The sequence below is a fragment of the Allobosea sp. RCC_152_1 genome (genome assembly GCF_041360765.1).
Taxonomy (GTDB): domain Bacteria; phylum Pseudomonadota; class Alphaproteobacteria; order Rhizobiales; family Beijerinckiaceae; genus Allobosea; species Allobosea spartocytisi.
In genome coordinates this window covers 13,463-24,862 of record NZ_JBFUPU010000014.1, presented here as the reverse complement: position 1 = coordinate 24,862, position 11,400 = coordinate 13,463, and the positions used below count along the sequence as shown (strand labels likewise).

At 61.5% G+C, this 11,400-nt stretch carries 14 protein-coding genes and 4 pseudogenes; 11 read left to right on the top strand and 7 right to left on the bottom strand.

Features of this window, described 5'->3' with window-relative positions:
• Positions 1-10: 10 nt before the first annotated feature.
• Complete coding sequence (locus AB6806_RS28015; RefSeq protein WP_370956244.1) at positions 11-709, bottom strand: cytochrome c oxidase assembly protein; 699 nt, start codon at positions 707-709, stop codon at positions 11-13.
• A gap of 409 nt (positions 710-1,118) precedes the next feature.
• Here AB6806_RS28015 and AB6806_RS28010 point away from each other — a divergent pair, with 409 nt between their 5' ends.
• The gene (locus AB6806_RS28010) at positions 1,119-1,442 is read left to right on the top strand and encodes a hypothetical protein (RefSeq protein ID WP_370956243.1); all 324 of its coding nucleotides are present in this window, start codon (positions 1,119-1,121) and stop codon (positions 1,440-1,442) included.
• A 19-nt stretch (positions 1,443-1,461) separates the two neighbouring features.
• Positions 1,462-1,878: a M28 family peptidase gene (locus AB6806_RS28005; protein ID WP_370956242.1), complete on the top strand. Its 417-nt coding sequence runs from the start codon at positions 1,462-1,464 to the stop codon at positions 1,876-1,878.
• Positions 1,879-2,054: 176 nt separating this feature from the next.
• Here AB6806_RS28005 and AB6806_RS28000 read toward each other — a convergent pair.
• Positions 2,055-2,370, bottom strand: a pseudogene (locus AB6806_RS28000) (integrase core domain-containing protein); the annotation flags it as partial.
• 230 nt (positions 2,371-2,600) lie between these two features.
• On the opposite strand from AB6806_RS28000, the pseudogene AB6806_RS27995 reads away from it, so the two are divergent.
• A pseudogene (locus AB6806_RS27995) lies at positions 2,601-3,864 on the top strand (IS110 family RNA-guided transposase); the annotation flags it as partial.
• A gap of 240 nt (positions 3,865-4,104) precedes the next feature.
• Here the strand turns inward: AB6806_RS27995 and AB6806_RS27990 are convergent.
• Together AB6806_RS27990 and AB6806_RS27985 are read right to left on the bottom strand one after the other, a co-directional pair.
• Positions 4,105-4,696, bottom strand: a pseudogene (locus AB6806_RS27990) (transposase family protein); the annotation flags it as partial.
• A 191-nt stretch (positions 4,697-4,887) separates the two neighbouring features.
• On the bottom strand, positions 4,888-5,064 hold the full coding sequence (locus AB6806_RS27985) for a DUF3606 domain-containing protein (protein WP_370956241.1): 177 nt from the start codon (positions 5,062-5,064) through the stop codon (positions 4,888-4,890).
• 730 nt (positions 5,065-5,794) lie between these two features.
• Here AB6806_RS27985 and AB6806_RS27980 point away from each other — a divergent pair.
• The 4 genes from AB6806_RS27980 (at position 5,795) to AB6806_RS27965 (ending at position 8,231) form a co-directional block, all read left to right on the top strand.
• Positions 5,795-6,094, top strand: coding sequence for a con-10 family general stress protein (locus AB6806_RS27980; protein WP_370956339.1), 300 nt, complete (start codon positions 5,795-5,797; stop codon positions 6,092-6,094).
• Positions 6,095-6,164: 70 nt separating this feature from the next.
• Complete coding sequence (locus AB6806_RS27975; RefSeq protein ID WP_370956240.1) at positions 6,165-6,677, top strand: DUF4142 domain-containing protein; 513 nt, start codon at positions 6,165-6,167, stop codon at positions 6,675-6,677.
• A 251-nt stretch (positions 6,678-6,928) separates the two neighbouring features.
• Positions 6,929-7,123, top strand: a complete 195-nt coding sequence (locus AB6806_RS27970; RefSeq protein WP_370956239.1) for a hypothetical protein — start codon at positions 6,929-6,931, stop codon at positions 7,121-7,123.
• 343 nt (positions 7,124-7,466) lie between these two features.
• A complete protein-coding gene (locus AB6806_RS27965) occupies positions 7,467-8,231 on the top strand; it encodes a Crp/Fnr family transcriptional regulator (RefSeq protein WP_370956238.1) in 765 nt (254 codons plus the stop codon).
• Here AB6806_RS27965 and AB6806_RS27960 read toward each other — a convergent pair.
• Complete coding sequence (locus tag AB6806_RS27960) at positions 8,167-8,493, bottom strand: DUF6894 family protein (protein WP_370956237.1); 327 nt, start codon at positions 8,491-8,493, stop codon at positions 8,167-8,169. The two genes, AB6806_RS27965 and AB6806_RS27960, sit on opposite strands and share 65 nt — an antisense overlap.
• Positions 8,494-8,739: 246 nt before the next feature.
• Here AB6806_RS27960 and AB6806_RS27955 point away from each other — a divergent pair, with 246 nt between their 5' ends.
• The 4 genes and pseudogenes from AB6806_RS27955 (at position 8,740) to AB6806_RS27940 (ending at position 9,986) form a co-directional block, all read left to right on the top strand.
• Positions 8,740-9,072 (top strand): hypothetical protein, encoded by a 333-nt coding sequence (locus tag AB6806_RS27955; protein WP_370956236.1) that lies wholly within the window; start codon positions 8,740-8,742, stop codon positions 9,070-9,072.
• Positions 9,073-9,250: 178 nt separating this feature from the next.
• Positions 9,251-9,490, top strand: a pseudogene (locus tag AB6806_RS27950) (ATP-binding cassette domain-containing protein); the annotation flags it as partial.
• A 110-nt stretch (positions 9,491-9,600) separates the two neighbouring features.
• Positions 9,601-9,897, top strand: coding sequence for an ATP-binding cassette domain-containing protein (locus AB6806_RS27945; RefSeq protein ID WP_370956235.1), 297 nt, complete (start codon positions 9,601-9,603; stop codon positions 9,895-9,897).
• Positions 9,894-9,986: an ABC transporter ATP-binding protein gene (locus AB6806_RS27940; RefSeq protein ID WP_370956234.1), complete on the top strand. Its 93-nt coding sequence runs from the start codon at positions 9,894-9,896 to the stop codon at positions 9,984-9,986. Before AB6806_RS27945 ends, AB6806_RS27940 begins: the two co-directional genes overlap by 4 nt.
• Positions 9,987-10,167: 181 nt before the next feature.
• On the opposite strand, the gene AB6806_RS27935 is transcribed toward AB6806_RS27940, so the two are convergent.
• Positions 10,168-10,470: a TetR-like C-terminal domain-containing protein gene (locus tag AB6806_RS27935; protein WP_370956233.1), complete on the bottom strand. Its 303-nt coding sequence runs from the start codon at positions 10,468-10,470 to the stop codon at positions 10,168-10,170.
• Complete coding sequence (locus AB6806_RS27930) at positions 10,442-10,807, bottom strand: VOC family protein (protein ID WP_370956232.1); 366 nt, start codon at positions 10,805-10,807, stop codon at positions 10,442-10,444. Before AB6806_RS27930 ends, AB6806_RS27935 begins: the two co-directional genes overlap by 29 nt.
• Positions 10,808-11,400: the final 593 nt, after the last annotated feature.

Here is an 11,400-nt window from a genome sequence, read left to right as displayed (position 1 = left end):
GCTTGCAAGCCTAGCGCGAGCGATCAGCGACATCGCCAGCCACCAGCGGCACGGCGCGCTCGTCATCGACGTCGAGGCGCAACAGCATCTGCGCCGCAAGGATGACCCCCGCGACGAGATAGCTCAGCGGGCAGGCCGTGATCATCAGCAAACCCGCCAGCTGCTGGTCGGCCAGGCTCGAAGGGCCTGTCGCGCAAAGCGCCAGCGCGAGACTTGGCAGCCCGTAGAGATCGCGCGAGGCGAAGATCAGGAGCACGCCGAGAAGGCAGGCGACTTTGCCGGTCAGCATGAGGGCTGCCAACGACCGCCAGCCTAACTCGAGCCCGGCGACCAGCACGGCTCGCCAGAACATGACGGCTGAAATCGCCAGCAGGACGAGCAAAGCAGCCTGCAGCAGAACCGAGCCTGCCGTGGCCTGCTGTACGGCCGGAGCATGCCAGACCCACAGAAACAGCAGTTGGAGCAGTCCCGCCACCCAGATGGTGCCAGGGTCGGATGGCGTGACGCGCTGGTTGAGAGAAAGTGCGGCGAGCGGAGCCAACACGTTCATCACCGCGAGGTGCTGCAGCATCTGCAGCGAAAGCGGACCGATCTCGACCAGCGCGACCGTCACCGTGCCGACCGCCGCGACCAGCACGCAACTCGTCAGAACGGCGACCGAGCCGCTCCGAAGCCCCCCGCCACCGTTCTGTTGGAGCTTGCGTTGCACTTCAGGTCTCCCCCACTTCGCAACGAGCGATGCGCGGCGGGGTTCCCTAGGAGAGGCGCGGTTGAGCATGCGGCAAGGCCCAACGGCGATCGAACAGCCCCGCTAAAGCTACGTGCGCCAGCTCGGCAAGCCGCCGGCCTTCACCTTCCGCTTTGGCGTCTCCGACGTCAACATCTTCAACGGGTTGGGCGGCATCACGACCCTTCTCTTCGGCCCGGCGGCGCCAACATGCACGCCGCCGACGAATGGGCCGATGTCTCCCAGATGGTCGCGGCTCGCGCCGTCTATCTCGACCTCGCCGGGCGTTTCCTCGTCCCGGCCATAGGAGGGACGGCATCATGACGTTCGGTTCCGCCAAGCTCCCCGATTCCATCGAGCAGGTGATGCTGTCCTCGAAGTGGCCGCTCCCGTGCGACGTCAGACCACGGCATTGGCCTGCGCCCATATCGACGCGACGCCGGAAGGCGGCTACAGGGGCAGTCCGACGCCGGAGACCTGGGGCGACATTCCGCGCCTGTTTGGCCTGAGCATTTCGCGCAGCGATGGCGAGGCCCTGCGCGAGCTGATGAAGACCAGCAAGGTCGAGGTCAGCGCCAAGGTCACCGCTCATCGCGAATGGCGCACGCTCAGCCAGCCGGTCGGGTGGCTGCGCGCGCCGCAGACCTCGCCCGAGCGCGACCAGTTCGTCATCGTCCGGCCATATCGATTCCTGGCTGCCCGGCGTCACCGATAACATCACCGGCAATGCCGTGATGATGGAGGTCGCCCGCGTGCTGGCGACCAGGCGCGCGGAACTCCGCCCCTCGGTGGTGTTCTGCTTCTGGAACGGGCACGAGGTGGCTGAAGCTGCGGGATCGGCCTATTTCGTCAATGCGCTCTGGGAGGAGATCAACCGCAGCGGCGTCGCCTATCTCAACATCGACTCGGTCGGCGTGAAGGATACGACCGAGTTCCACGTGAACGCCTGCCCCGAGCTGAGGGCCTTCTCGAAGGCGGTCGCCGAAGCGACGCTCGACGGCGGCATCCCGATCATGGTCGGCAATCTCGACCGCTTCGGCGATCAGTCCTTCTTCAGCATCGGCGTCTCGTCGACGACAGCCCGGCACGGGGCGCAGACGTTGTTCCGTTGGAACCGTCTAGTCGCCAACAACCGGACATTCCAAGGCTAGAGGCGTAGTTTCCACGCCATGCGGGAGATTCTGAGTGGCACATGACATTCTGCTATTCGCTGGGCGAGTTTAGCAGAACCCACATCTCGCTATCTTGCCTTCGACGAATTCGGCCGCGTCGGCTCCGGTCACGGTGACTGGACCATCTGCAGGGCCGGCTTCCCAGCGCAGCACTCCTAGATGTTTGGTCCCGGCACTTGCTGGAGCGGATTGGTTTTGAAGCGTTCCGGTTGTGACGCCCACGCCTTGCAGATGAACTCGTAGGGTGTGAGACCCTTGAGGGTCTTGAGCCTGCGGGCGAAGTTGTAGGCGGCAACGAAGTCGGCGAGATGGGTGCGGAGTTGGTCGTGGCTCTCGTAGTAGAAGCGCTTGACGGTGGCGTCCTTGATAGTCCGGTTCATTCTTCTCGACCTGGCCGTTGGTCCACGGATGCCTGGCCTTGGTCGTGCGGTGCTCGATGTCGTTCCTGGCGCAGGCGTATTCGAAGGCGTGAGCGCGGAAGATCTCGCCATTGGCGATTGCCTCCTTGATCAGCGGCACCGCCGAGCCACCGGCGCCGGGGGTGGTGAACTGGATTCCATAGCACATTGGGAAGAGGCTCAACCGTTGGCTGACGGCGCGCGGAGCCTTGCGTAGCGCAGCGCGCCGTCACGGCGGTCATGGCCAGCCAGCAGGTCTCTAAAGTGAAGTTGTCGAGACAACACTTTGGAGCGAGGCCGACCATGACCAAGCGCTTTTCTACTCCGACCGGCGCCGTGCTGGTAGCGATCGACATGTCCAAGCACCATCAGGAAGTCCTGATCGAACGACCTGAGGGCGGTCGACGCCGGCGGATGACCGTGATGGCGACCAAGTCGGACTATGACCGCCTGGCTGCGGACCTTGCCGCGCTCGGACGCCCGATCCTCGTCGGCTTCGAGGCGACCGGCCACTACCATCGCACGCTCGCTTACCGGCTTCTGACGGCAGGCTTCGAGCTGCGGCTGATCTCCTCGGTCCCGCTGGCCCGAACCCGGGAGGCGCTGCACAACGGCTGGGACAAGAACGATCCCAAGGATGCCCAGGTCATCCTGCACATGCTGCGGATCGGCGCCACACAAGCCTATGTCGATCCGCTGGCCGCCGGCATCAACGATCTCCAGGAGTTATCGAAGACACACGAGACGATCTCGAAGGCCAAGACGCAGACCTGGCACCGTATCCTGACGCATTATCTCCCGCTGTACTTCCCGGAGATCGGCCGCTTCGCCGGCAACAGCCGCTCCGATTGGTTGCTGGCATTGATCGAGCGCTTCCCGACGCCCGGCAGCATCACGGCACTGGAGCGGAAAGCGTTCGTGGCCGAGGCCTGGCCTCTGGTCGGCCGCAAAGTCTCCAAGGCTCGGCTGATCAACGATATCTACGAGACGGCTTGCTCATCGATCGCGTTGCCCGTGCCGGAGGAGAGTGCGGCGATCACGATGTTCCGGATGATCATCGCCCAGGCGCAGGGTCTGATCCGGGAGCGCAACCGGATTGAGGAGATCGCGCAGGTCACGTTGGCCAATCATCCCGACTACCAGTTGCTGCGGCGGATCCCGGGAATCGGACCAATCAACGCTCTGACAATCCTGGCCGAAGCCGGAGACCTGCGGCGGTTCGGCCATCACCGCCAGTTCCTGAAGTTCTGCGGCCTCGACCTCGCGACCTGCCAATCCGGCACCTTCCGCGGTCGGACCAAGCTGTCGAAGTACGGCAATGCGCGACTGCGCCGAACGTTCTGGATAGCGGCGCAGGTCGCCGCACGCCAATGTGACAACAGCTTCCGCGACAAGCTCGGCCGCTATGTTGCCGGCCACGCGGACGATGCCGATCGCCGTCGCAAGGCGATGACCGCGCTCACCGCCAAGATGGCGCGGGTGGCGCATGCCATCGTCAAGACGGGGACAGAATACCGGCCGTTCCTGGAGCGGTCGGATGCCAGGTGGAAGGACCCCTCTCTGCAAGTGCCGTGAGGGCGCCAGAGGCGACCCTGTAGATAATGTTCGGGCCTTCCACCTGGGTGCGTATCTCGTCTTGAGGACGGTGAGGACCACGGCCGCGTCAATGCCGCTGGATCCTGTGTTTGCTGGGAGCGATCCCGTTGACGGTGGAAACCATCTGGATCAGCTTACTGCCGACGTCGGTAGCCTGCCGGCGCGATGAGACCTGTTGGCCAAAGCCCAAAGCTGCTTCCCGACATAGGACGTTGTCGGTAAGCACGGTGTGGATCTTGTAGGGGACAGCCGCGATCTGCCGCAGTTAGAAAGTCTCTCGATACGGCGGTGGGAGCCTTCTCGTGCAACTCGACGAAGGCGAACTTCGAGGTGCGGTCGATGGCGACGAACATGTGCAGCTTGCCCTGCTCGGTTCTGACCTCGGCAATGTCGATGTGGAAGTAGCCGATCGGGTAGCTCTTGAATTTCCTCTTCGCCGGTTTGTCGCCCTCGACATCCGGCAGCCGGCCGATGCCATGGCGTTGCAGGCAGCGATGCAATGAAGACCGCGTCAGGTGCGGGATGGTCGTCTGAAGCGCATAGAGGCAGTCGTCGAGCGGCAGCAGCGTTTAGCGGCGGAAAGCGACAATGATCGCCTCCTCCTCAATCGAGAGCACCGTCGATCTCGGTTCCTTCGGACCAGTCGGCAGATCGGCGACCGAAGCGCGCCGCTTCCACTTCGCGACCGTCTTCTGGTTGATCCCGTAGCGCTTGGCCAGCGCCCTCAGGCTCTCTTGACTATGCTGTATCGCTCGACGGACCGCCTCTGTCGTTGTGGCGCTCCCATGCAGAACCTGGCCCATAGCGCATCCTTTGATTCGGAAGATAAGGATGCCCATCAAAGCCCGGGATCAAACATCAACTCCTGGAATTCCTGCGCTTCTTTTGAGCCGTCTAGCGAACCAAAAAGCTCCTCGAAACGTCTGAGTGCCGAAGGTCTTCGAAACTCTCGATTCGCACTGCGCTCACAAGGGCTGGCCTTTGTCGCCGCTGCCTAGCGCTTTGCGCCGAAGCTCGGCTTCCACAGCATCGGCGGAGGAGCGCGAACGGCCCCTTCAAGCTGCGCTTTTGAAACCACGAACTTGTCGGTCCAATAGCGCACCTCATAGTCCTCGCTGAGACTAATGCGCGAGCGGTCCTGCGAGCCGCGATTGTCCTTGTCGTCTGCCATTGTAGCCTCCTGACGACGATAATCGACTCGGAGCCTGGTGGTTCCACGCGGGGTCTATGTAGAATGCACGGGACCGTACCCGCCAGGAACAACCTCCCCGCCGACTGGTTTAGTTCTCCAGGAGTCAGGAAGACTCGCAGCATTCGTGGAGGAAGCGATGGCTAAGGGACCAGGAATTAAAGAACGGGTGGCTGCGGCTGCACTTGCTGGGCACGAGCAGGGTGTTTCGCTCGGCCCTGAAGCTGCGCGGCTGGCAGAGCGTCACACGACCGAAGAACTGCGGGAAATGTCGACCTCAGAGGCCGCCGCCGAAGCAAGGGCAACAAAGCGTCGTGCGAAATCTGAGGAATAAAGACGGGTTGCAATTAAAGCCAATGCTTCGACCGCCATATCTCGACATCAAGAACAAGGTGGATGAGCTTGGGTTCCTTGGGAGTGTCTGCGGGGCGCCCCAAGTCTAGCGCAGCGTCACCATTAGCTTGGCCTGACCCACTGCATTTTCTGTCGCGACTAATAGACCGTTCGATGTTCGGGCTTGCATTGAATGCAATTCCGCCATGAAGCTTGGCAGTGGATTTGTTAAAATAAGGCATATTTTTCAACCCCATAAAGTGATTTGTGCTTTATGTTAAACCGGCAGTTTTTCAGGAACTGTGTGGCGCGCATTCGGTTGGTCGCACAGTGGATGACTCATATCCACGCTTTCGAAAATCCAACTGGAGAATGCAAAATGGCTAATCAGTCAGGCCGAGGCTTTGCGTCCATGGACGACGACAAGCAGCGCGATATCGCCTCCCAGGGAGGCCAGAGCGTTCCGGCGGAGAAGCGCAGTTTCTCGCAGGACCACGAACTCGCGTCCGAGGCCGGCCGTAAGGGCGGCGAGAACAGCGGCGGCGGTAATCGCCAGCAGCAGGCCAGCGGTAGCGACCGCGACCAGCAGAGCAGCGGAAACGAGCGTGGTGGGACGGGTAACTTCGCCAACGACCGTGACCGTGCCTCTGAAGCCGGCCGCAAGGGCGGAAAGAGCTAATACTGCAGAGCTGCCCCCGGCACCGCCGGGGCAGCTTCTGTTGTTCACGCAATAGTTGGAGGAACTTGAAATGGACCGTAGAACTGTTGTGAAGCTGGCTCTAGCCTCCTCAATTATGCCCACCGGTGCATTTGCGCAGTCCAGTCAGAGTAAGCCGTCGGCCGAGGCGAAGCATGCCGCTGATACGCTCAGGGCAGGAGCGCTGGCCCTGGAGACAAGTCGCGTCGCGATGAAGAAAGCGTCCGATGCTGGCGTGAAGCGCTTCGCTGAGTTTGAGGCGGCTGAGCAAGAAACTGTGGGGTCGGTCGTCAAGGCCGCGTCTCGGCTCGATCCAGCAGCCGCCAGCCCCGATGATCAGGGAAAGGCCGTGCTTGAGGCGCTCTCAGGAGTGGGTTCCGGTAAATCATTCGACGCTGCCTATGTGAAGGTGCAGGTCGATGGTCACCAGAAGCTCTTGCAAATTCAGGAGGCTTATCTCGCCAATGGCAAGGATGCGCTGCATCGATCCATCGCGGCATTGGCACGCGGCCAGATCAAGGAGCACCTAGCCAACCTTGATCTGCTACAACGCCAGCTCGGTTGAAAAGCACCGAGCGCTTGTTGGAAAGCGACGTGAGTAAATAGATGATCGATTTATCCATTTTTGCCAGCCCAACGCATAACTTCATGGTTTATCGATTATGCAACGGTTAGCTTCTTTCTCGATCGTTGCATGACGCGAGAAAGCAGAATGGCCCGATTGTCCTCGAATTGACGACAGCGGGTGACGATGCCGACGCCGCCCGGCGCATTGCTTTGGAATGAGGCTTTTCCAAAATCTTCACAGGAGACAACTTGACTTCGGTCACGTCCCGTTTCCTGAGCCTGGAGGCCGCAGCCGCGCTGCCCGGGCGGCAAAAAGGAGTGGCACTCGGCGGCAAAGCGCGAGAACTTGCCGAGAAGCACACTTCCGCCCAGTTGACGGAAATCGCCCAATCTGAAGCCGCGGCGGAAGCGAAGGCGAAAAAAGCCGGCCTCAAGTCAGGGTAACTCTCGATGCGGCTCGCCTGAGGGTCAGCTTGCGTCGGAAGCGAGGTGACCCGCCCCGCTTGCGCTGTGCCGGGTCTTTTTTGCTCTCGCGCCAGCGCATAGCGCCGGCATCATCATCCCGTTTCATCGTTTCACAAATATGCCATCTCGCGCGCTCATGGCGCGAAGTCTGAACCGCCTAGCCAGCGCCCTCGGCGAGCGAAAGCCCAATTTTCAACAAGTCATTTGATCGGACGTCGAGAGCATCATCTGTTAAAGTACGTCGATCGCTGGTCGGCTATTTTGGGCTCCAGTGGCTGAGAGATATCAAGCGCTCCCGCCCCTCGAACGGCGCGGTGGCATAATGTCTGATTCTCAGTACGGTATTTTTGCAGCATTATTGCGCAAACTGGAGTTGCGGGCTCCTCTCGAAGAGCGGGACCGAAAAGCGGTGTTAGCACTGCCGTCCCGCATTCAGACAATCGAGCCGAATATCTATCTGGTGCGAGAAGGCGACCGACCGGATCATTCATGCGTCCTCTTGAGGGGCTTTGCGCTTCGCCATAAAGCTACCGAGGCGGGGGAACGGCAGATTATTAGCTTCCACCTCGATGGCGATTTTCTTGATCTTGAAGGCTCACTGCTGAATATCGCCGACCACAATGTTCAAACGCTAACGCGCTGCGAGATTGCTTTCATTCCGCGGAGCGCTATGCGCGACCTCATCGCATCTCACGCGAAGGTGGGGATGGCATTGTGGGTCGATACCCTGATCGACGCTTCGATCTACCGCGAATGGGTCGTGAACGTTGGGAAGCGAGAAGGATTCCAGCGTGTTGCGCACCTACTCTGTGAATTTGGGCGCCGGCTAGAGGTGGCGGGCCTCGCTACCACCCGGGGCTATGATTTGCCCATGACGCAAGAGCAACTCGCTGATGCAACGGGCATGTCTCTCGTACACGTCAATCGGGTTCTCAAAAAGCTCGCGGAAATGAACCTCATTGAACGGAAGAAGAGGTTCGTGAGCATTCCCGATTGGGAGCGGCTCCGGAGCGTTGCGGGCTTCAGCGAGCTTTATCTTCACCTCGATCAGGTCGCTCGCGGGAACCGGGCCGATCGTGCCCTTTAAAGTCGGCCGACACCGGATCTGTTTCGTTGTTGGTCCAGGATCCGGTCAGGATGAGCGACGCGCTATAAAGCACGGCGCCCTGGCTATCCCTGAGGCGGATCACGAAACGTTGGCTATCCCCATCTGGCACCGCGTCGCGCGCCATGTCCGGAAGGCCGGCCAAGGCCGTCTTGCGAGCCGCTACGTTGTCACGCGCGATGAAGCCATCGCGGTCAACATAGGCAGAATGCCCGTCTGAGCTGTCGACGAAATAGCGCGGCATCAGGGTTCAATGCCCGGCGTTAATCCAAGTGCTCGATAATTACCACGCGGTTCGGCGGCTCGCTATATCAAATGTTGCAAAGCAAGCGGTCTCGTCTGGCAGCGCGCCGTTAGCTTGGAATCTCCAACTTTAACATTTGTGGCGGACGGCGGCTTGAGAGGAGAGCAAAGTTCATCCGCAGTTGTATCCATCATCGTGTGGAAACGACCGCTCACGGCATCCAAAGCCATACAGCGGGAGAGTGTTATGATCAAAGGGAAGGGCGTTCTCGTCCTGCGGGATCAACGCAGAATACCCGTCGAATATCAGTTTGGGGGCACTCACGATGATACTCGCGTGGGCTACCTGGTGTTTGACACATCCGGCCTGGACCCCGGCGTGCTCTTGGACCGTTTGACCGTTGGCTGCGACGACGGCACCAATGTAACGATAGCCGTTATGCATAGCAGCGATCGGCATTTGGCAGTAATCGGCCGCGTCGTTCAATTTGCTTCGCCTCCGGAAGCAGAGGACGCGAATGCTAGAGCGAATTTCGAGCTGATTGAATCATTTGGGATTCCCAAATCAGCGGTGAGGTGATTCAGGCTGCCTGCCGGATCGGAGGCCGGCGGGATGTCGAAAGCTCTGTCTGTCGATCTTGGGGTTCGGGTGCTGGCGGCGGTCGCGCGGGGTTTGACGCACCACCAGGCCGGCTCGACACAAGGGGCGCGGCCGGCGACCTCCGCCGCCCGAGCGAGCGAGCGGAGCCGATCCTGGCGTGCGCGACATCGCGGTGCGTTTCGTCCGCCCGGATCGCAGCGTGACCCATGCCGCGAACGGCGTCTCGCTGACCGTCTTCCCCGGCGAGACCCTTGGCATCGTCGGGGAATCGAGCTCAGGCAAGACCACGATCGGCAAGGTCGCGCTCGCGCTGCGAAAGCCCGACGCAGGCGACGTCCTCTTCCGTGGCCACGCTTGGAGCCAGCTCCTGGAACGCGAGCGCCGGCCACTGCGCCGGCACATCCAGACGATCGTTCAGGACCCGCTGAACTCCTTCGACCCGCGCTATGCCGTCGCAGCCTTTGCTCCTGCACACCCGCTCTCGGCAAAGCCGAGCGGTCGGCGCGTGTGCAGGAGTTGGTCCGGCTCGTCAATCTGCCACCGGATATCCTCGACCGAAGGCCGATCGCCCTGTCGGGCGGCCAAAGACAGCGCGCCTGGATCGCCCAGGTGCTCGCCAGCGAGCCCGATCTCCTGATCTGCGACGAGCCCGTCTCCGCGCTCGATGTCACCACGCAGGCGCAGGTGCTCGACCTGCTGATAGCGCTCCAGAACCGGCTCGGGCTGGCGATGCTCTTCATCTCCCACGACCTCGGCGTGATCGGGCACATGAGCGATCGCATCGCCGTGGTGAGGACGGCGTGATCGTCGAAACAGGCGCGGCCGAGGAGGTGTTCGATGCTCCGAAACACGACTATACGCGCCGCCTGCTCGAAGCGGTGCCTAAGCTTTAGCGACCTGTCCTGTCATCGGCCAGAAACGCCCTAAGCCGCAACGGTGGTACCTGGCGACAGAAGACCGGCGTCAATGATCGGCAAAGGAAATACCCTCAACGCCAGAAACTTCCGATCGCGGAGATCATCTCGCCTCCACTCTGGCCGGGACCGCATTTGAACGTCGATCAGCGCAGGCAGACTAGTTTTGCGTCCCCGGACGCAATGGTTCAGCCAGGCTGTTACTGTCAGCAGTGGCCAGGCTGCTCATGACGAAGCGTGTCGTTTCCTCAGCAAGTTCGTCGGGCAGTCCGCGATAACCGCCGAGAAAGGCGCGGCAGATCAGAGGGCCTGTGAGGAGGTCGCAAATCCACTCAGCATCGACCTCGCCGTTGATTTCGCCGCGAGCCTTGGCCCGAGTGAGGGAGCGCGCCGTTGAGGCCCTGCGCGGCGCCACAAAGCCGTCCCACCAAGTTCTAGCGGCCGAGCGCCTCGACCTCTTCATCGATGAGGAATCCTGGCCCGTCAGTGGCAATCTCGACGAGGATGCCGTCCGGTCCCCGGAAATGGATCGACTGGTAATAGGACCGGTCTTTGCTCACGCTGACGGCGATGTCGTAATCCGAGCGAAGCCGCTCGGCCATATCCGCCTGATCGCGGGCGTCACGAGCCCGGAAAGCGACATGGTGGATGGTGCCCGCCCCGACGCGGCCGCGCGTCGGGGCTCCGGATTCGTGCAGACAGATGCGGCCTCCGGAACCTTCGTGAGCCGCAAGCGCGACCTGGCCGCTCGCTCGCGCGACTTCGGAAAAGCCAAGCACATCGACCAGAATGGCAGCCATCTCTGATGCGCGCCTGACATAGCGTCAGCCCTCCGACACCGCGGATGCGGTTCGCCACGGGAATGACGGAATGATGCGACTGCATCGCATCCGGCATGGAGGAGGCGACGAGCGAGAGAGGTGTCCCGTCCGGGTCCGTCAGAATGAGGGTGTTCCTCTCCGAAGGCCGAGGGCTCCCGTCTGAAGCCGAGGGCCGCGTCGGTCAGCCGCCGCTCCCACCACGGGAGCGAATCCGGCCCAACGGCGAAGTCGATCTGCTCGGCTTCTCCTGCACCGCGCGTGCCGGCTGAAGCCCCGGACCACGAGAAGAACGACGGCAATGTGCCGGGAACGCCGAGCCGTCCCCCATAGAAGACGTGATGTGCGCCGGGATCCTCATGAGCCACGGTCCGCTTCACCAGCCGCAAGCCCAACACGCCGTGTAGAATGCCATGTTGCGCGAAATGTCGGTCGAGACGGCGGTTATGTGGTGGAGACCACGCCCAGGCATGCCGATGCATCCAACTCAGCCGAGAAAAGACGGATTGCTCAGGTCGGCTCCGGCAATACCTGCATGTGACATCACAATCTCCCAGTCGATCCCCAGCAGACGA

Coding starts and splice junctions, on each gene's coding strand:
- AB6806_RS27960 (WP_370956237.1), bottom strand. CDS start 8,493: ATGCCGCGCTATTTCGTCGACAGCTCAGACGGGCATTCTGCCTATGTT.
- AB6806_RS27980 (WP_370956339.1), top strand. CDS start 5,795: ATGGCTAATCAGTCAGGCCGAGGCTTTGCGTCCATGGACGACGACAAG.
- AB6806_RS27930 (WP_370956232.1), bottom strand. CDS start 10,807: ATGGCTGCCATTCTGGTCGATGTGCTTGGCTTTTCCGAAGTCGCGCGA.
- AB6806_RS27975 (WP_370956240.1), top strand. CDS start 6,165: ATGGACCGTAGAACTGTTGTGAAGCTGGCTCTAGCCTCCTCAATTATG.
- AB6806_RS28005 (WP_370956242.1), top strand. CDS start 1,462: ATGATGGAGGTCGCCCGCGTGCTGGCGACCAGGCGCGCGGAACTCCGC.
- AB6806_RS27935 (WP_370956233.1), bottom strand. CDS start 10,470: ATGAAGAGGTCGAGGCGCTCGGCCGCTAGAACTTGGTGGGACGGCTTT.
- AB6806_RS27985 (WP_370956241.1), bottom strand. CDS start 5,064: ATGGCAGACGACAAGGACAATCGCGGCTCGCAGGACCGCTCGCGCATT.
- AB6806_RS27965 (WP_370956238.1), top strand. CDS start 7,467: ATGTCTGATTCTCAGTACGGTATTTTTGCAGCATTATTGCGCAAACTG.
- AB6806_RS27955 (WP_370956236.1), top strand. CDS start 8,740: ATGATCAAAGGGAAGGGCGTTCTCGTCCTGCGGGATCAACGCAGAATA.